The 18,069-nt window shown below is 42.7% G+C and carries 19 protein-coding genes; 14 read left to right on the top strand and 5 right to left on the bottom strand.

Going from position 1 to position 18,069, the window contains the following annotated elements; all coding sequences use genetic code 11:
* Entirely contained in the window at positions 1-774 is a 774-nt protein-coding gene (locus tag BMX56_RS23835; protein ID WP_090652254.1) for a biotin--[acetyl-CoA-carboxylase] ligase, read from the bottom strand.
* A gap of 47 nt (positions 775-821) precedes the next feature.
* Between BMX56_RS23835 and rsfS the strand changes: the two genes are divergently transcribed.
* The 7 genes from rsfS to BMX56_RS23795 all read left to right on the top strand — a co-directional run bounded on the left by rsfS (position 822) and on the right by BMX56_RS23795 (position 8,414).
* Entirely contained in the window at positions 822-1,196 is a 375-nt protein-coding gene (rsfS, locus tag BMX56_RS23830) for a ribosome silencing factor (RefSeq protein WP_090652202.1), read from the top strand.
* A 90-nt stretch (positions 1,197-1,286) separates the two neighbouring features.
* On the top strand, positions 1,287-3,383 hold the full coding sequence (ftsH, locus tag BMX56_RS23825; protein WP_090652201.1) for an ATP-dependent zinc metalloprotease FtsH: 2,097 nt from the start codon (positions 1,287-1,289) through the stop codon (positions 3,381-3,383).
* 56 nt (positions 3,384-3,439) lie between these two features.
* The gene (locus tag BMX56_RS23820) at positions 3,440-4,090 is read left to right on the top strand and encodes a LutC/YkgG family protein (protein ID WP_090652200.1); all 651 of its coding nucleotides are present in this window, start codon (positions 3,440-3,442) and stop codon (positions 4,088-4,090) included.
* Positions 4,091-4,328: 238 nt separating this feature from the next.
* Positions 4,329-4,682 carry a hypothetical protein gene (locus tag BMX56_RS23815; RefSeq protein ID WP_090652199.1) on the top strand — a complete coding sequence of 118 codons (354 nt, stop codon included), beginning with the start codon at positions 4,329-4,331 and terminating at the stop codon, positions 4,680-4,682.
* A 1,191-nt stretch (positions 4,683-5,873) separates the two neighbouring features.
* Positions 5,874-6,707: a sensor histidine kinase gene (locus tag BMX56_RS23805; protein ID WP_090652197.1), complete on the top strand. Its 834-nt coding sequence runs from the start codon at positions 5,874-5,876 to the stop codon at positions 6,705-6,707.
* Entirely contained in the window at positions 6,670-7,314 is a 645-nt protein-coding gene (locus BMX56_RS23800) for a response regulator (RefSeq protein WP_090652196.1), read from the top strand. Before BMX56_RS23805 ends, BMX56_RS23800 begins: the two co-directional genes overlap by 38 nt.
* Before the next feature lie 29 nt (positions 7,315-7,343).
* The gene (locus BMX56_RS23795; protein WP_090652195.1) at positions 7,344-8,414 is read left to right on the top strand and encodes a PA0069 family radical SAM protein; all 1,071 of its coding nucleotides are present in this window, start codon (positions 7,344-7,346) and stop codon (positions 8,412-8,414) included.
* 1 nt (position 8,415) lies between these two features.
* Here the strand turns inward: BMX56_RS23795 and BMX56_RS23790 are convergent, their stop codons facing one another.
* From BMX56_RS23790 to BMX56_RS23780, 3 genes are all read right to left on the bottom strand, one after another.
* Positions 8,416-8,790, bottom strand: a complete 375-nt coding sequence (locus BMX56_RS23790; protein ID WP_090652194.1) for a ribosomal maturation YjgA family protein — start codon at positions 8,788-8,790, stop codon at positions 8,416-8,418.
* A 67-nt stretch (positions 8,791-8,857) separates the two neighbouring features.
* Positions 8,858-9,601 carry a zinc ribbon domain-containing protein gene (locus BMX56_RS23785; protein WP_090652193.1) on the bottom strand — a complete coding sequence of 248 codons (744 nt, stop codon included), beginning with the start codon at positions 9,599-9,601 and terminating at the stop codon, positions 8,858-8,860.
* Positions 9,601-10,698, bottom strand: a complete 1,098-nt coding sequence (locus BMX56_RS23780; RefSeq protein WP_090652192.1) for a Nif3-like dinuclear metal center hexameric protein — start codon at positions 10,696-10,698, stop codon at positions 9,601-9,603. The genes BMX56_RS23785 and BMX56_RS23780 overlap by 1 nt, the downstream gene beginning before the upstream one ends.
* Before the next feature lie 60 nt (positions 10,699-10,758).
* On the opposite strand from BMX56_RS23780, the gene BMX56_RS23775 reads away from it, so the two are divergent.
* Entirely contained in the window at positions 10,759-10,956 is a 198-nt protein-coding gene (locus tag BMX56_RS23775; protein ID WP_090652191.1) for a DUF2683 family protein, read from the top strand.
* 23 nt (positions 10,957-10,979) lie between these two features.
* Here the strand turns inward: BMX56_RS23775 and BMX56_RS23770 are convergent, their stop codons facing one another.
* The gene (locus tag BMX56_RS23770; RefSeq protein WP_090652190.1) at positions 10,980-11,342 is read right to left on the bottom strand and encodes a TM2 domain-containing protein; all 363 of its coding nucleotides are present in this window, start codon (positions 11,340-11,342) and stop codon (positions 10,980-10,982) included.
* 243 nt (positions 11,343-11,585) lie between these two features.
* On the opposite strand from BMX56_RS23770, the gene BMX56_RS23765 reads away from it, so the two are divergent.
* From BMX56_RS23765 to BMX56_RS23740, 6 genes are all read left to right on the top strand, one after another.
* Positions 11,586-13,244, top strand: coding sequence for a glutamine--tRNA ligase/YqeY domain fusion protein (locus BMX56_RS23765; RefSeq protein WP_090652189.1), 1,659 nt, complete (start codon positions 11,586-11,588; stop codon positions 13,242-13,244).
* A gap of 130 nt (positions 13,245-13,374) precedes the next feature.
* Entirely contained in the window at positions 13,375-14,088 is a 714-nt protein-coding gene (locus tag BMX56_RS23760; RefSeq protein ID WP_090652188.1) for a DUF4397 domain-containing protein, read from the top strand.
* A gap of 516 nt (positions 14,089-14,604) precedes the next feature.
* Positions 14,605-15,090: a YbhB/YbcL family Raf kinase inhibitor-like protein gene (locus tag BMX56_RS23755; protein WP_218152479.1), complete on the top strand. Its 486-nt coding sequence runs from the start codon at positions 14,605-14,607 to the stop codon at positions 15,088-15,090.
* 11 nt (positions 15,091-15,101) lie between these two features.
* A complete protein-coding gene (locus BMX56_RS23750) occupies positions 15,102-15,923 on the top strand; it encodes a helix-turn-helix domain-containing protein (protein WP_090652186.1) in 822 nt (273 codons plus the stop codon).
* 5 nt (positions 15,924-15,928) lie between these two features.
* Positions 15,929-16,432 (top strand): DinB family protein, encoded by a 504-nt coding sequence (locus BMX56_RS23745; RefSeq protein ID WP_090652185.1) that lies wholly within the window; start codon positions 15,929-15,931, stop codon positions 16,430-16,432.
* Between the two features lie 446 nt (positions 16,433-16,878).
* Complete coding sequence (locus tag BMX56_RS23740) at positions 16,879-17,982, top strand: WD40/YVTN/BNR-like repeat-containing protein (RefSeq protein ID WP_090652184.1); 1,104 nt, start codon at positions 16,879-16,881, stop codon at positions 17,980-17,982.
* The last annotated feature ends 87 nt before the right edge of the window (positions 17,983-18,069 follow it).

The following is an 18,069-nucleotide window of genomic DNA, read 5'->3' as shown; positions in this document are numbered from 1 at the left end:
TTATTTATTTAAAAATTCAATTTGTTTTAAGCTAAACTCGCGGGTGCCAAAATTATTATGTTCAACCAAAAGTAACCCTTCATCTTTCACCCCAACAATGGTCCCCCTAAACGTTTCACCATCTGACCGGAAATCCCTTACTTCGTTTAACCAGTATAGTCGGTTTAAATAAGCGTTCCTTACAAACAAAAATTTACCGGCCTTAAGCTTAAGATAGTATCCTTCAATATGCCCGCAAATTTCTAATAATAAAGCTCGTAAATCATAATCCTTTTGTAATATCTGCTTTACAGAAATGGCATTGCCGGCGCCCGCCTCAAAGTGCTCCTGGTTTATATTAAGGCCTATACCAATAATGGCATCTTTTATCCTGTCGCCCTGCAGGTGTGTTTCAATCAAAATACCGCCAAGTTTGTGGTCGTCATAATAAATGTCGTTTGGCCATTTTATTTTTAAGCGGTCGCCCAGCAGCGGATCAAGGGCCTCAATTACACCCAGGCTTATCGCCCGTGTCAGATCAAACTGTTGCAAAACGGGTAAAAATGAGGGCGTTAGCAAAATGCTGAAAGTTAAGTTTTTGCCAGGTTCGCTATGCCATTTGTTTTGTTGCTGCCCCCGGCCGGCAAATTGGCTTTCTGCCATAATGGCTGTACCTTCGGGCACTGGCTTGGAATTTGACAGTAATGTTTTAAGGTAAGTGTTGGTTGAATCAACTTCTTTAATTGTTACTAAATTTTGACCAACAAATAATGCCGAAAATATGTTATTTTGCAAAGTGTAATAATTTTTAACCAAAAAACGTTCAAAACTAATTCTTTTTGATGGTAAAAAATAAAAAGGTAGGGCAGTCAACCTATATTTCTGAACTTGCGATACATGGTATCCAGGAAAAAAAAGGTAATGAAATTGTAAGGTTAGACCTTCGTAACCTAAATAGTTCGGTAACAGATTACTTTGTAGTTTGCCATGCCGATTCAAGCACGCAGGTAAAAGCGATAGCCAACAGCATTGAAGATGAAATTTTTAAAGCAACCCAAACCGAGCCCTGGCGCAAAGAAGGTTTGGAATATGGCGAGTGGATACTACTTGATTATGTGGATGTTGTGGTCCACGTTTTCCGTACAGACAAGCGTGAATTTTATGGTGTAGAAGAATTATGGGGTGATGCCGAAATAAAATATTACAAAAGCGCTTAAGCCATAGTCACATAAAGGCTTGCAATGGCGTCATGGTAATAACCTTGTTTTTTAAATTATAGATTGTAAGTTTGAGCTCGTAACAAAGAGATGAAAGATAAAGATAATAAATCAGAAAGTCCGAAACCGATCAGGAAGATCCTGAATAAAAAAACACCGCCTAAGCCGCCTAAGTTTAATATTATGTGGATTTATGGCATCATTGTTTTAGCATTCCTGCTTGCAACAACCTTATTAAGCAATGATACTGGTAAACGTATAACCTACCAGGAATTTGAAACCAAAATGCTTAAGCAGCATGATGTTGAAAAAATTATAGCCTATAAAAGCGGCGATTTGATCATTGGCGAAGTATATATTAAAAAACAAAGCCTTGATACCAAACCCGAATACAGTGCCCTTGGTAAAGAGCAACACATGTTTGCAGGAAGCAGCGGCCCCCAGTATACTTTTACCGATGACTCGTTCGAAAGCCTGAAAAAATCAATTGCCGCTGCACAAGCTGCCGACCCCTCTTTAAGTGATGTTTCGCTTGAATTGCAGCAGGGCCGCGAAAGCTTTTTATCAAACTGGCTTGTACAGGGTGTAATTATGGTGATATTGTTTGCCGCAGTGTGGATATTTATCATGCGCCGTATGAGTGGAGGTTCGGGCGGTGGCCCGGGCGGCCAGATATTCAATATCGGCAAATCAAAAGCAACCTTGTTTGATAAAGAGGCCCAGGTAACCGTTACATTTAATGATGTAGCCGGTTTAGAGGAAGCCAAGCAAGAGGTGATGGAAATTGTAGATTTCCTTAAAAATCCTAAAAAATACACCAACCTGGGTGGTAAAATCCCTAAAGGCGCATTGCTTGTAGGCTCGCCGGGTACAGGTAAAACCTTATTGGCAAAAGCCGTTGCCGGCGAAGCCCACGTTCCGTTCTTCTCCCTTTCAGGATCTGATTTTGTGGAAATGTTTGTGGGCGTAGGTGCATCACGTGTGCGCGACTTGTTCCGCCAGGCAAAAGATAAAGCGCCATGTATTATATTCATTGACGAGATTGACGCCATTGGACGTGCCCGTGGTAAAAACAATATTGTTGGCGGTAATGATGAGCGCGAAAATACATTGAACCAGCTGTTGGTAGAGATGGATGGTTTTGGTACCGATTCGGGTATCATCATTCTTGCTGCAACTAACCGCCCCGATGTATTGGATTCGGCTTTATTACGTCCCGGACGTTTTGACAGGCAGGTATCTATTGATAAACCCGATTTGAATGGCCGCGAGCAGATTTTCAAAGTTCACTTAAAACCGCTTAAATTATCTGATGATGTTGATGCCAAAAAATTATCGGCACAAACACCAGGTTTTGCAGGCGCCGAAATTGCCAACGTTTGTAACGAAGCGGCCCTTATAGCTGCCCGTAAAAACAAAGAGGCGGTTGACATGTCGGATTTTCAGGATGCCGTTGACCGTGTGATTGGTGGTTTAGAGAAAAAGAACACGCTGATCTCGCCCGAAGAAAAACGTGTGGTAGCTTACCACGAAGCCGGCCATGCAATAGCCGGATGGTTTTTAGAGCATACCGATCCGCTGGTTAAAGTTTCTATCGTACCACGCGGCGTTGCCGCTTTAGGATACGCCCAGTACCTGCCAAACGAAAGGTTCCTGGTTGCCAAAGAAGAATTGATTGATGATATGATATTATCAATGGGCGGCCGTGTTGCCGAAGATATTACTTTCGGTAAAATCACCACAGGTGCCTTGAGTGATTTGGAACGCATTACCCGCCTGGCCTATGGCATGGTGAAAATATATGGTATGAATGGTAAAGTTGGTAACGTATCGTTTTACGATCCGCAGGGCGAAAACCAGTTTAGCAAACCATACTCTGACGTTACCGCAAACCTCATCGACTCGGAAGTTAGAAGCCTGGTTGAAGACGTGTATGCCAAAACAAAAGAGTTACTGATTAAACATCGCGACGGATTAGAAAAAGTTGCGAAAAAACTATTGGAGAAAGAAGTATTGTTTCAGGCCGACCTGGAAGAGCTTTTGGGCAAACGCCCTTTTGAGCACCGTACAGCTTATGATAAGTTTGTAAACGGCGAACCAACTTTAGTTCCAGATAACAATGCGATACCCGAGAATGTGATCAATCCTGAGTTATCAAGGATGGATGAGCCCGATCCAAAGTTTTAATTAAATACATTATTAAAAAAGCCATCAGCTTAGCTGGTGGCTTTCCTTTTTATACTATGAGGGATATTACTACATCAAAAGAAAAACTGCTAAAGAAGATCCGCAAGGCACTATTGGAGAAAAGGGACAATCCATATCCCCAACTGGAAGACCTGCCGCTTTACGCAACTGATGATGAAATACCTGAAGTTGTTTTTGCCGAGCAATTTACTGCCGTTAACGGCCAGTTTATTTTTTGCGAAGACGAGGTGCAATTTATAGAAACCCTGCTTACCCTGGCCGAAGAACGCAACTGGCACAAAATATACTGCTGGGAGCCTGGTCTGCAGGAAGTACTTGCCCGCTTTGAATACCCCTTTTACGAAACCGATAAAGACTTTGACCTGGCCGAGGTTGGCTTTACCCTGTGTGAGGCTTTAATAGCCCGCAATGGCAGTATTTTGTTATCCAACGGTAATATGGCCGGCCGGCGCTTAAGCATCTATCCGCCGGTACACATTGTGTTGGCTTATACATCGCAAATGGTGATGGATATTAAAGATGGTTTTAAACTGTTGAAAAACAAATACGGCAACCGCCTGCCATCCATGATCACCAATGTAACGGGCCCCAGCCGCACCGCCGATATTGAGAAAACCCTGGTGCTTGGCGCCCACGGCCCCAAAGAGCTTTTCGTTTTTTTATTAGACGACTCGCACGAGGCCTAATATCTCAGATATTTTTGAATTCATATTCCAGCCACACCCTGCAGCGCCGCCTGCATTTATTGTTGGGTGTTAGCTAACGCCTCCCACACATTTTGGCTGCGAATTACCGTAAAAGGTTAAAAAAATATTATTAAAATATCGCTGACTGCCGAATTATAATTAAAATAAATTATACTTGTTTCTATTAACTCAATGCAGTTTAAACACGTATAACCCTAACTAAAAACCCCTTATTAACATGAAGAAAATTGATTTAACCGAAGCAAAAAAAATGGTAGACCACTACCATGCCACCCGTAAAAACGTTATCGACAAAACACATGGTATTAATGATACCAAATCTGTTTGGTTTGATATCGACGCATTTAAAGATTTTGTAAACAAGCTACCGGCACATGCTACAGGCGTGCGGGTGCATTTGGCTGCTCATGATGAAAAGCATCCAACCACACCGGGACAAACGACGGTGATGCTTGCTGGCACCGTTAATAAGGACAGCGGCCATGCTGACGCGTTATCGGATACTAGTTTGCTGGCGGATGGGTTAGATCCGGTGAACAGTGGCAAGGATTGCCCTCCGTACTGTGTCTAATTTCAACGCAGTCGTTAATTTAACATCCAATAATAAAGCAAATCAAAGAAGTACAGGTAAAATATATAGCTTAACTTTGATCCATCTAAAATTATTGGATGTTAAACAGTTTTGTTTAAGCAAGTTTGACTCTCATTATATATTATCGAAGCAGGTAAGAAGCTTGATTTTTTTCTTTCGTATTGATGCTGTGAAGAAAACCTGCGCTTGACACTGAGCGAAGTCAGTTAATCGTTAATGCTCGTTGCTGCTGTGATCTACTTGAAAATTGTTAATGCTCGTACATAGTAACAGCTTTTGAACTTCTTTAGTAAAAAGTCCGGGGTGCAAACAAAATATATAGATATGCCACTATCTTAGCATCTAATTAAAAGCGGTATTAAATGCTATTATTTAAACTTTACATTCTTTCTCTTCCTTTTACATTTGCTGCCTGCCTTTATGCTTATAAATCGCTTGACAATAGTTTTAAACCCTTTTTGCCATATTTTACTTTTGTAATCGTATATGTAACTGCAGACTTTTTTAACCTGCTAATAATTAATCACAGCAATGCTTGGTCTAATAATTTCGAGAACATACTGGATTTTACGATGTTCGCGTATTTTATCATATCGCAGGATAAGAGGTTATTCTATAAGAGAAAAGCATATATATTGGGGGGCGTTGTAATATTACTATCTTTTGTCGATATTTTTTTTATTCAAGGTTTTTGGCATCGGGCAACTATAGCAATTGTGTTGCAGGGATTATTTATTTTAACATTGGTTTGTATTTATTATTACAATCTGCTTGAGGAGGCGTCGGAGCATCTTTTTTTGTTAAGGCATCCACCGTTTTTAGTTGCTACCGGATTGCTTTTCTATTTTCTTTCGCTTACTTTTTACTATTCCTTTTTTAGCTATATGCTATATAAAAACACTTATCACTTTGTTATTTTGGCAGCTACAATACTGGGTATTGCCAACCTAATGCTAAACGCTATTTTGATATATGCTTTCCTTTGCTCAGTTAAAAATAAAGGTATTAAAGGATAGTGGCTATTAGTTGCAACAGAAGTGTTTATTTCTTCACGAGCACTGGTTTTGAATTATATTGCGTATGAAAATCCCTGTTATTTTCTTATTCTTGCAATCACAATCGCGGGAATTTCAAGCCTATTACTAAACCCACTTTTAATATCTGCCTTTTATGCTTTTCAAAGACGAAGAAGTTATCCTTATAATTATAGCAGGTACTGCGTTACTGCTTTTGCTGGGATTTTTTATGGTCGGTTTTTTATTGATGTTTCAAAAAAAACAAAATAAAAATGCCATGGAAAAGGCCGAGCTGAAATCGTCATTTAAACAGGAATTACTAAAAACACGCATAGAGATACAGGAAGAAACCCTGAACTACGTAAGCCGCGAGATGCATGATAATATTACACAGGTATTATCATTTGTAAAACTCAATATGGGCCTGCTGGCCAACAAACTCGGTGGCGAGGAAAAGGTAAAGTTGAATGATAGCCGCGAACTTATAGCGCAAACCATTACAGATTTGCGTAACCTGTCAAAAAGTTTAAGCTTTGAACATATCAACTCATTAGGCCTGGTGAAAACGCTGGAACTGGAAGCGATAAGGGTGAACAAAAGCGGCCTTATTAATATGGATTTAAACGTTGAGGGCGAAATGTATTCCCTTGGCGAGCAGCGCGAACTGGTATTGTTCAGGATATTCCAGGAGGCGCTTAATAATGCGTTGAAACATGCGGATGCAGCAAACATTAAAATCGGTTTGTATTATAATGCACAAATGTTTAATTTGACCATCGAAGATGATGGCGCAGGTTTCCAACCCGAATTGCTGACCGACAAAAGCGGATCGGGATTGCGTAACATGAAAAATAGGGCGGGTTTGATTGGGGCAGAGGCTGTTATAACCAGTTCGCTCAAACAAGGCTGTACTATTAAGTTATCACTTAACCCCCTGGTTGAAGAAAATTATGCTAACGAAACCCATTCAAATAGCCCTGGTAGATGATCATCGCCTTTTCAGGAGTGGCATTGCAGCGCTCATTGATAGCTTTGGCGGCTATAATATACTATTTGAAGCCGCGCACGGGCAGGAATTAATACGAAGTATCGATTCTGGCATGGTTCCCGATATTATTTTGCTTGATATTAATATGCCTGTGATGGACGGTATATCTACCGCCCAGTGGCTACGCAAATATCACCCATCTATCCGCATTATTATCCTATCTATGTTTGAAGATGCCGAGAAGGTATTGTTAATGGTAAGGGCCGGCGTAAAAGGATATTTACTAAAAGATGCCGAACCGGATGAATTTGAACGGGCGCTGATTAAAGTAAGCGAAGGCGACTTGTTTTACCCGGATTTTGTTACCCGCCACCTGTTAAATAATTTCAATATTGATAAGGAAGCCCAGGTACAGCTAAACCCCCGCGAAATTGAATTTCTGCGCCTTACAAGCACCGAACTTACCTATAAGGAGATTGCCGACACCATGAATATCAGCGTGCGTACGGTTGATAGTTTCCGCGATCATCTTTTTGAAAAACTACAGATAAAAAGCCGGGTGGGACTGGTTTTATACAGCATTAAAAACAAGCTGATAGATTTGTAAATTGCTAATTTATTTAGCAAATTTGCCTTATGGCGCATGAGGATAACCCCATTTTTTTTAAGGGCAGAGGGGCACAGGTTAATACCCACAACAAATTTTTGAAAAGCAAATATGTGGCCGAGCATGTGGAAGGGCTTGACGAGCCATTGCTTGAAAATAGCGCCACGCAGCTTTTTGAAGAAACCCCCAAAAAGATTGTAAGCGAATCAAATAGTCCCGATTTAAGCCACATGTACTCCATAAACCCCTACCAGGGCTGCGAACATGGTTGTATTTACTGTTATGCCCGTAACACGCATGAGTACTACGGCTTTAGCGCGGGTCTTGATTTTGAACGTAAGATTATAGTAAAGCGCAACGCTCCTGAATTGCTTGAGCAATATTTTAATAAAAAGAATTATAAGCCCGTATGCATACTGCTATCGGGCAATACCGATTGTTATCAGCCCATTGAACGCGATTTGAAAATTACCCGGAGGTTGCTGGAGGTTTTCCTGAAATACAAAAACCCGGTAGCCATCATCACCAAAAACAACCTGGTACTGCGCGATCTGGATATTTTAACCGAACTGGCAGCCATGAACCTGGTTCATGTTAACGTATCAATTACTTCCCTTGACGAACAGCTTCGCCAAAAACTGGAGCCAAGAACGGTTACCGCGACCGGTAGGCTGGCCGTTGTTCAAAAGCTCTCAGAAAAAGGCATTCCGGTAAGGGTAATGGCAGCGCCTATTATTCCGGGGCTGAATAGTAACGAAGTCCCTAACATTATCAAGGCTGCAGCCGATAGGGGCGCTTTGGCTGCCGGATTTACCATAGTGCGCCTTAACGGGAGTATTGCCGATTTATTTAGCGACTGGATCTATAAAGCTTTCCCTAATCGTGCCGAAAAGGTGTTGAACATGATTCGCTCCTGCCACGACGGCAACCTGAACGATAGCGACTTTGGCCGGCGAATGAGCGGCGAGGGAAAGGTAGCCGAATCCATCCACCAGATGTTCAGGATGGCCTGTAACCGCTTTTTGGATGGCCGGGAGATGCCGGAGTATGACTATACCTTATTTGTGCCGAGGAAGGGCAAGCAGACGAGTATGTTTTAAGCTATTTTGGAGTTTTTTCAAGTATGTAAAAGTCAAAAATACAGCCTATCCCCACACCAACTACATAACACAGCAAATCGCTCCATAAAAAGCCTGCGCCTAAAACAAGCTTACCAAACAGCGTATGCCTCAAATCATTTATCCAGGGCGCTTTATAAAGCTGGCTGAACTCTATAGCGAAGCAAAACAACAGGCTGGCAATAACCACTACTTTTATAGGCTTATTGATAAACAGGAAGCTCACGATAAAATAAACCATTAGCGCCCAAAGGATATCGCCAATAAACAGCGGGATGCTTTTAAAATGCCGGGAAAGCAGGCCAATAATTATTGTAGCTATAATGAGTATAAAATAAAGCAGCCTTGATCTTCTCATAAAAATTCAGTTAACAAAAAAAGGCACCCCTAAGATGCCTTTTATATTAATTTTATAAGTGGTTTGCTTATACAGTTTCGGCTTCTAAGGCCATCTGCTCATCAACCAGGATACGTCCGCAATGTTCGCAAACGATGATCTTTTTGCGCTGACGGATATCCGACTGGCGCTGAGGCGGGATTTGGTTAAAACAACCAGAGCATGAATCGCGCTGAATGGTTACTACCGCTAAACCATTTTTTGCATTTTGGCGCAAGCGGGTATAAGCTGTAAATAAACGCTCTTCAATATTCGGGATAGCCTTTTCTGCCTGGGCAACAAGATCGTTCTCTTCTTTCTCAGTTTCGGCGGTAATAACACCTAACTCATCTTTTTTGGCATCAAGATCGTTCTTGCGTGCTTCCAGATCGGCAAGGGCTTTTTCGTATACCTGGGTTTTTGAAGTTATCTCGAAACCATACTCCCTTATCTTCTTCTCGCTTACCTGTATATCTAATCCTTGTATCTCAATTTCTTTTGATATCGCATCATACTCACGGTTGTTCTTAACTTCGTTAAGCTGCGCTTCGTATTTTTTGATGTTGGCCTGAGCATCTTTGATCAGGTTTTTGCGGGTTACAATCTCATCCTCTACATCATCCAGCTCATATTTGATTTTCTGTATGCGGGTTTCAAGGCCTGCAACATCATCTTCCAGATCGGCAACTTCCATTGGCAGCTCGCCACGTACCTGGCGTATTCTGTCAATTTTGGTGTGGATGGTTTGGAGTTCGTATAAAGCTTTAAGCTTCTGTTCTACGGTTTGTTCCATTAAATAAAATATTTGACGGGGTTTGTATTTACTTCTGTTAAACGGACGGCAAAGATAGGGAATTTTTTTCTAATTATTTCATACAATAATTGCACCGTAAATTGTTCACTCTCAAAGTGTCCGATATCGGCAATCACTATCTTTCCTTCGGCGTCAAAAAACTCGTGATACTTGTAGTCAGAGGTGATGAAAATGTCGGCTCCGGCGGCTATGGCATGCTTCAGTAAAAAGCCTCCCGAGCCCCCGCAAACAGCCACTTTTTTGATGGGTTTGTGGGTAAAAGCGGTATGCCTTATTACGTGCGTGCGCATCTTATCTTTTACATGAAACAAAAAGGATTCCTGGTTGGTGGGCACTTCCAGCTCGCCAATCATACCTGAACCTACCTGTTGGTTTTGGTTGGTTAAGCTGTACAGGTCATAAGCCACCTCTTCGTAGGGGTGGGCCAATATCAGCGCCATGATTATTTTACTTTCCAGGTTGGCGGGGTAAACGGTTTGAATGCACACCTCGCTTTCGCGGTGACGTTTGCCCGGCTCGCCTACATGAGGCACCGTTAATTCATTCCCTTTAAATGTGCCTGTTCCCTCGGCGTTAAAGCTAACTTCGCTGTAATTGCCAATATTACCGGCCCCGGCTGCAAATAAGGCTTCGCGCACGGCATCGGCATGGCTGTGGGGTACAAAGGTAACCAGCTTTTTAATCAGGTTATGCTTGGGTAGCAATATACGGCAGTTTTTAAGGCCAAGGGTATCGCATATGCGGCTGTTAACCCCGTGCATTACATTATCAAGGTTGGTATGAATAGCATACAGGGCTATACCCTTGCGAATGGCTTTTTCAACAACACGCTCTACGTATGTTTTACTGTTAAATTTCTTTAATCCCCTGAAAACTATGGGGTGATGGGATATAATTAGCTGGCAGCCTGTAGCAATAGCTTCGTCAACAACCGCTTCAGTACAATCTAAAGATAGCAGCGCCTGGGATATTTCCTGGTCGGGATGGCCTATAATAAGGCCTGCATTATCATAATCCTCCTGGTAAACGAGGGGCGCAAGGCTTTCAAGGTAGGTGGTTAGAGCGGATAGTTTCATATAAATTGATATGCTAATATATCAAATATTCATTCTTAAAATAAAATAGTAAATTGGGTTATGGGAATTTTAATTGCACATCCGGAAAACAAAGAGAAATTAGCAGCACTAAAAGCCTTTATGAAGGCATTAAAGATCCGCTTTGAAGAAGGCGAATCTCCGTATGATCCAGAATTTGTAGAGAAAATTAACCGTAGCAGGGATAATTTTAAGGCCGGTAAATTTAAAGCTATAAAAACCGACGATCTATGGAAATAATATATTGATGCCTCATTTATTATTTACGGCGTCATTAACGCCATCCGGTGGCTGTCATAAGCGGCATCCTTATTATACTTCAATACCAGCGATTTATTGTTTATCAAATCCATAATGGTGCCAACCCAACATAGGCCAAAGGTTAGCAAATAAGCAATACCCATACCAACCTGACCTAAAACAAAGCGGTGTATTCCTCCAAAGCCAACAAATCCCAACAGCGTAAACAACATAATTTCCTGTGCCGATTTCCTTTTGCTGCTGTAAACCATGTAAAAATAATTGGTTTGGCTTTCGTTGAGGTTTGCTGTAGCTTGTTGTAAAAAGGCCATCTCCTCGGGCGTCATATCCTGAAAGTTCATGTAATTGCCTTGTTGCATATTCATTGGGGCGTAGGGTTTGATGTTAGCGGTTTTTCAAATTTAATGTTTTTCTGCTAAAAACAATAGGCTATCCTGTATCTGCAGGCGATTTAATATCGAACGCCAAATATCCAATACCGTATAATGGAGGAAAAATTCGGCGTTGGATATCCTAAATTCGTTATTCGATATTTCCTTCCATTCGTATTTTATTTAAGTTCCCCCTTGAGGGGGCTTAGGGGGCTTTTTTTTATTATTTTTGCCCTCATGAGCGAAGAAAGATCACTGAACTTTATAGAAGAAATTGTTGAAGAAGATATAGCCAACGGCAAGCACGGCGGCAGGGTATTAACCCGTTTCCCGCCCGAGCCTAATGGTTACCTGCATATTGGCCACGCCAAATCTATTTGCCTTAACTTTGGTTTGGCCCAAAAATACAATGGCAAAACCAACCTGCGTTTTGATGATACCAACCCTGTTAAAGAGGATGTGGAATACGTTGACAGCATTAAGGAAGATGTTAAATGGCTGGGCTTTAACTGGGCCGAAGAGCTGTACGCTTCCGACTACTTCGACCAGCTATATGAGTTTGCGGTAACGCTTATTAAAGCCAACCTGGCCTATGTTGACGACAGCACAGCCGAAGAAATTGCCCATCAAAAAGGCACCCCTACCGAGCCCGGCGTACCCAACCAGTACCGCAGCCGCTCTGTTGAGGAAAATTTGGAGCTGTTTGCCGATATGAAAGCCGGCAAATACCCCGATGGAGCCAAGGTGCTGCGCGCCAAGGTTGACCTTGCCGCACCCAACATGCACCTGCGCGACCCTTTGATGTACCGCATTAAACACGCCCATCACCACCGTACCGGCGATGCCTGGTGCATATACCCCATGTACGATTTTGCCCACGGCCAATCAGATGCTATTGAGCAGATAACCCACTCTATTTGTACGCTTGAGTTTATCCCTCACCGTGCTTTATATGATTGGTTTATCGAAAAGCTAAGCATCTTCCCATCTAAACAATACGAGTTTGCCCGCCTTAACCTCAACTATACCGTAATGAGCAAGCGCAAGCTGCTGCAACTGGTGGTTGAAAAGCATGTTGACGGCTGGGACGACCCACGCATGCCTACCATTAGCGGCCTGCGCCGCCGGGGGTATACGCCTGCCAGTATCCGCGAGTTTTGCGAACGCATCGGCGTAGCCAAACGCGAAAATATGATTGATGTTGGCCTGCTGGAATTCTGTATCCGCGAAGACCTGAACAAAACCGCATGGCGCCGTATGGCCGTGCTCGACCCTATAAAGTGTATCCTGACCAACTACCCCGAAGGCGAGGTGGAGATTATGCATGGCGAAAACAACCCCGAGGCCGAAGATGGCGACGGCAGCCGCGAGTTTCCATTCAGCCGCGAACTTTGGATTGAGCGGGAAGACTTTATGGAAGTGCCGCCCAAGAAATTCTTCCGCCTGGGCCTGGGGCTAATGGTGAGGCTCAAAAATGCCTACATTATCCGTTGCGATAGTTTTGTGAAGGATGCAGACGGCAACATAACCGAAATTCATTGCAGCTACCTGCCCGAGTCAAAATCGGGTAACGATACCAGCGGCATCAACGTGAAGGGCACCATTCACTGGGTGAGCGTACCCCACGCCAAAACCGCAGAAGTAAGGCTGTACGACCGCCTTTTCCAGGTAGAAAACCCACAAAGCGAAGAAGGCGACTTTAAGGATTACATTAACCCAAACAGCCTGCACATTATCCCAACCGCCTACATCGAACCCGACCTGGCCAACGCCACACCCGGCACCGCCGTACAGTTCATGCGCAAAGGATATTTTACACTGGATAAATACTCAACCAGTGATAAACTGGTATTTAACAGAACGGTTACTCTAAAAGATGGCTGGGTGAAGAAATAAAGACAACGGAAAGGTTAAAGATGGCCGAAGCCATCTTTTGCCTTTCCGCTTTAACCTCAAATCTATACCGCTTGTAGCGTTTGCAAAAAAACATCCGTAATGGTTTTATATATATTTACTAACCATTACTATGAAGCAAATTTTTACACAAAGGGCAGGCATGATCGGGATGATATGTTTGCTTGCGGTTTCTTTAACATCGTGCCTTAAAAACGACGACAATCACCAATACATCGCGCCTAAAGTGGCTTTGGTTTCGGCAATCAACGCTTCGCCCGATGCCCAGCCGGTTGATTTTTTCCTTGACCAAAACCGGGCCAACAATTTTTACATCAAAAGCGGCGAGAGCCTCGATTATATTAACGCCTATACCGGCAAACGTACCATCACATTTTATGTAGGCGCCAGCAATCAGAAAATAATAAGCGATACCGCCACTTTCAAGGCCAATAAACTTTACTCGGTATTTCTGGCCAACGTAGTAAGTACCCCCAATATATTGGTTATCCCCGATTCGGTAGGCGTACCGGATGAAGGCAAGGCCGGCGTGCGCTTTGTTAATCTGAGCCCCGATAACCAGGCGCTCGACCTGGTTGTTAAAGCAGGCGCTACCCTGGCTTCGGCAAAAAGCTACAAACAGTACAGCCCTTTTGTTACCGTTAACGGCGGCAATACCTACACCTTCGAAATCCATAAGGCAGGTACAGCTATGGTGTTGTATACCCTAACCGATGTACAAATCAAAAACAAAACGCTCAACACCATCTGGGTGCAGGGCCTCTCGGCAGCTACCGATTCAAAAAAGCTGACCGCTCATGCGCAGGAGAATGTGTATTATTATTAGGGATTAGGTGAGTGAGTGGTTGAATAGGTTAAAGAGACGTTAATAACCGGTTGATTGAGTGAATGGTTGATTGGGTTAACAGGCGTTAAAGAATAAGCCTCGCTTTTCAACTTAATCAACCACTCACCCAATCCAACCACTCACCAAACAAGGGCGTTGCCCCATTGATAGAAATGGGGCCGGGCTGTACGCTCATACGCCTGCAGGCATTATGCTCATGGGCCTGTATCCGCTGCCATCCCTAACGCGAACGCCGGGTAAGCTATTGGTGAAAATAAAAATCGTTTTAGCATAACGTTTACCTGCTGGCGGGGGTATTGTGAGGCCATTGATACATTTGCTAATCCGTTTTAGCATGTCGTTCATCTGCCAGCTTGGTACACCCTACGCGCACGGACAATCTGGGAAAAAATACGAATAAAATTGAACGTTTAACGATACTTTTTGAACGTTTCCCTCTGAGATTACTTGTAGCTACCGCCTACCTTTGACTTATCAGATAAAAGGATTCAAGCAATGGCAACATTTACATTAAAGAGCAAAGAGCTGGGCGGGCAATTAAACATCGAACAATACGCAGATAGTATGGGTTTTACCGGGCAAAACCGATCGCCGCAGCTTTATTGGGAGAACGCGCCCAAAGAAACAAGGGCTTTCGCACTGACCATATACGACCAGGACGCGCCAACAGGCAGTGGCTTCTGGCATTGGATTGTTTTTAATATCCCTGCCGGGGTAACTGAATTGCCGGCGAATGCAGGCGACATCAGTAAAAACTTATTACCCAAAGGTACCATACAAAGCAACACCGATATGGGTTTTGCTGGTTATGCCGGTGCTGCACCGCCCGAAGGACCGGCGCACCGTTACCTGATTACCGTTTATGCACTGGGGCAAAAACTGCAATTAGATCAAAACGCTACGCCAGCGTACGTGGGATTCAACCTACATTATGCAACGCTTGCCAAAGCTTCGCTGCTGGTTTATGGACAAAAGCATTAAATTAGCCTGGAATGAAACAAGCAGAACCGATCAGGATTTTTAGTTACCAGGCCGAGGGAGCCAGTATCAGGAACAGGATCACGCTGCAACAAAATCTTTTTAGTTTCCTGTTGGAAGGCGAAAAGACTGTTCATTATGCAGGCAAAATAGTGAGCATTATACCCGGGCAGTTTTTGCTGCTTGCTGCCGGCAATTGCCTGATGAGCGAAAAAATAGTTGCGCCGGGCGGCAATTACCGAAGTATTCTGATCGCTTTTGATAATCGCGTACTGGCTGATTTTTTTATCCGGCACCAGGAACTGCTAAGGGCGACCGCCAGTCAACTACAGGAGGAGCCTATCCTGCGCTTCCAACAGGATGCCTTTATCCAAAACTTCATTAGTTCTTTGGGGCATATGCTTGCTGAAAATCAAGCCATCTCGCCAAATATGCAGCAATTAAAACTGTATGAGCTACTGCTTTACCTGGGCGAAAGTTATCCTGGAATTCTACAAAAGCTGCGCGGCATGAGCCATGAAGCAGCCGACGATATCGTCATCAGGCAGGCGGTAAATGCCCATATCGATCAGCCGGTGAGTGTAGAAGAACTGGCCTTTTTATGCAACGCAAGTTTATCAACTTTTAAGCGGCGCTTCGCCAGGCTTTACGGCACCTCGCCCAGCAAATGGCTGCTGGAAAAAAGAATGGAGAAAGCCGCTCGGCTACTTAAGCAGGGCGGACACAAAGCCAGTGATATCTATTATGAACTGGGTTATGAGAACCTATCCAGCTTTATACAATCTTTTAAACAGGTACACGGCATAACGCCCAAACAGTACCAACTAAATAATTAAAAAAAATGACCAAGCAATATTTTACGGCCTTAGCTGCTTATAACAGCTGGGCGAATGATAAAGCTATGGATTGGCTAAGCCAGGTTAGCGATGAACAATGGGAACAAACGCTTATAAGCAGTTTTGGTAGTGTAAGGCAAACGGCAGTACATATTGCCAGCGCGGAAAAGATTTGGATAGATTTCTGGATAAAAGCGCCAGCGCCCGCCTACCTTACATCCCATTTTGAGGGCCCAAAAAACGAACTGATTGATATTTGGAAAACTGCTTCCGCCGGGATGCACAATTTTATAAAAAACTGGCCGGAAGAAAATTATACCGATGCCGTCACCTTTGTTTATCCCAGGGGAGGATCAGGGCAATTGCCTTACTGGCAAACATTTGCGCATAGTATCAACCATTCAACCTATCATCGCGGGCAATTGATAACACTATTAAGGCAGGCAGGTTTTGACAAACTCTCATCACTCGACCAGGCTACTTATTACCTTACCCATGTAAATAGTTAAGTGTAATTTATTGCGATAGCGAATTTTTTTATTATCATCGGGCAGTGACTTTTGTAGGTTTGAGAATAAAAAAAATCTTACCATTAATATACTAATAGTTGGTAAATAAGGGCAAGTTATCTATCTCTCATAATAACATTATGCTTCTGTTGGAGTAAGCTTTTAGAAATGTGTTTTGCATTACTATTTGGCGCCGGTGATGCTGAATGCCGCGCAGACTACAGATATAAGTGAGAGTAATATAAATCCACACAGATATTTGCTCTTCTGGGTGAGGAGATTTCGGGTATCAAGCATAGTTTCAGGTTTTTATTTACAAAGTTTACACTTTTATTTACAATCCAAATTCCCCGCGCCGAAATATATCAAAGTAATTTTGCTGCATCAATTCTGATAGGATCATAAAATAGATGATGAAACATTTGTTTTACTTAAAATTTTAAAAAATGAAAAGATTAATTGTATTTGTTCCGGCTATCTTCCTGGTATTATTTCTACTAAATTCTTTTGTGCTAAAAGAAAAGGTAGCAAAAAAGAAATCAATAAAAGAAGGCAAATCATCGGCTATTGTCAACATCATTTTTAAATCTGCCGATGGCGGGCAAACATGGCAGGACATTAGCGAAGGGCTGCCTGAAAATTTGCAGAGAGAAGGTGTATGGAGAGATGGTTTATTTGCAAATGACCGTGGGCTATACTTACGTGCCGGAAATGGGGTTTATCACAGTGAACCAAATTCCACAACTCCTTTTTGGACAAAAGAAATTTTCCCGGGTACACAACGTAACATTGCCCCTGGCAAAAATGGGATACTTGCGTATGATTTCAGGGGGCAATTTCTACAAAAAATAAACGGAACGAATAAATGGTCGCCTATGTACACGAATTTTCAAGACCAAGCCGTACACATAGACAGAACGATAGATTGGATGTACAAGAATTATAAAGAGAGAGAAGTACGCTCCGTTTTTGAAACTGCCGGAGGCACAGTTTTCATTGGCTCCAACAACTGCCTTTTTAGATCTACTAACAGTGGAAAAACCTGGAAACGAGTGCATGTTGGAGACGGTAGAATGAAATTGGCAGAGTCAAACGGTGTACTTCTGTCTACCAGCAAAGATGGAATATTAAGATCGACCGATGATGGTGAAAACTGGGATAGTGTGATTAGTGAAGGGGGTGCTGGCATCGCTGTAGAACGTATAGACGGAGGATTTGCCGCTATAGTATACAATACAATAACCCAAACAAACAGCTTACACATTTCACTGGATAGCGGAAAAACCTGGAATGCCATAGGCGAAGAACTTCAACCTTCCTGGAGTAGTTTATTAATGAAACAGATAGGCTTACTTAAATCTTCATCGGATATTTTATCAATTAAACAAATGGGTAAATATTTAATATGCGGCCGCTCAGATGGTATATTCCGGTCAGCTGACATGGGCAAAACATGGAAAAAACTGTTACTTCCTGTTATAGAAAATTATGGTTTCAATTTATCAGTTTCGGGCAACGTGATTTATGCCGTACCAAATAAAGGATGTTAAAAAAATCCAAACTCAAAATAATGTGTGTTGCTGATTTAAATCATTTGGTAATTCTTGGAATTCCTTGGTGTTTGATTGTTATTCGGG

Source organism: Mucilaginibacter sp. OK283, assembly GCF_900110415.1.
Classification (GTDB): domain Bacteria; phylum Bacteroidota; class Bacteroidia; order Sphingobacteriales; family Sphingobacteriaceae; genus Mucilaginibacter.
Note: the sequence above shows the minus strand (reverse complement) of the source record. Positions and strands in the feature narration are given on the sequence as shown.

Coding starts and splice junctions, on each gene's coding strand:
- rsfS (WP_090652202.1), top strand. CDS start 822: ATGGTAAAAAATAAAAAGGTAGGGCAGTCAACCTATATTTCTGAACTT.
- ftsH (WP_090652201.1), top strand. CDS start 1,287: ATGAAAGATAAAGATAATAAATCAGAAAGTCCGAAACCGATCAGGAAG.
- BMX56_RS23820 (WP_090652200.1), top strand. CDS start 3,440: ATGAGGGATATTACTACATCAAAAGAAAAACTGCTAAAGAAGATCCGC.
- BMX56_RS23815 (WP_090652199.1), top strand. CDS start 4,329: ATGAAGAAAATTGATTTAACCGAAGCAAAAAAAATGGTAGACCACTAC.
- BMX56_RS23805 (WP_090652197.1), top strand. CDS start 5,874: ATGCTTTTCAAAGACGAAGAAGTTATCCTTATAATTATAGCAGGTACT.
- BMX56_RS23800 (WP_090652196.1), top strand. CDS start 6,670: ATGCTAACGAAACCCATTCAAATAGCCCTGGTAGATGATCATCGCCTT.
- BMX56_RS23795 (WP_090652195.1), top strand. CDS start 7,344: ATGGCGCATGAGGATAACCCCATTTTTTTTAAGGGCAGAGGGGCACAG.
- BMX56_RS23790 (WP_090652194.1), bottom strand. CDS start 8,790: ATGAGAAGATCAAGGCTGCTTTATTTTATACTCATTATAGCTACAATA.
- BMX56_RS23785 (WP_090652193.1), bottom strand. CDS start 9,601: ATGGAACAAACCGTAGAACAGAAGCTTAAAGCTTTATACGAACTCCAA.
- BMX56_RS23780 (WP_090652192.1), bottom strand. CDS start 10,698: ATGAAACTATCCGCTCTAACCACCTACCTTGAAAGCCTTGCGCCCCTC.
- BMX56_RS23775 (WP_090652191.1), top strand. CDS start 10,759: ATGGGAATTTTAATTGCACATCCGGAAAACAAAGAGAAATTAGCAGCA.
- BMX56_RS23770 (WP_090652190.1), bottom strand. CDS start 11,342: ATGAATATGCAACAAGGCAATTACATGAACTTTCAGGATATGACGCCC.
- BMX56_RS23765 (WP_090652189.1), top strand. CDS start 11,586: ATGAGCGAAGAAAGATCACTGAACTTTATAGAAGAAATTGTTGAAGAA.
- BMX56_RS23760 (WP_090652188.1), top strand. CDS start 13,375: ATGAAGCAAATTTTTACACAAAGGGCAGGCATGATCGGGATGATATGT.
- BMX56_RS23755 (WP_218152479.1), top strand. CDS start 14,605: ATGGCAACATTTACATTAAAGAGCAAAGAGCTGGGCGGGCAATTAAAC.
- BMX56_RS23750 (WP_090652186.1), top strand. CDS start 15,102: ATGAAACAAGCAGAACCGATCAGGATTTTTAGTTACCAGGCCGAGGGA.
- BMX56_RS23745 (WP_090652185.1), top strand. CDS start 15,929: ATGACCAAGCAATATTTTACGGCCTTAGCTGCTTATAACAGCTGGGCG.
- BMX56_RS23740 (WP_090652184.1), top strand. CDS start 16,879: ATGAAAAGATTAATTGTATTTGTTCCGGCTATCTTCCTGGTATTATTT.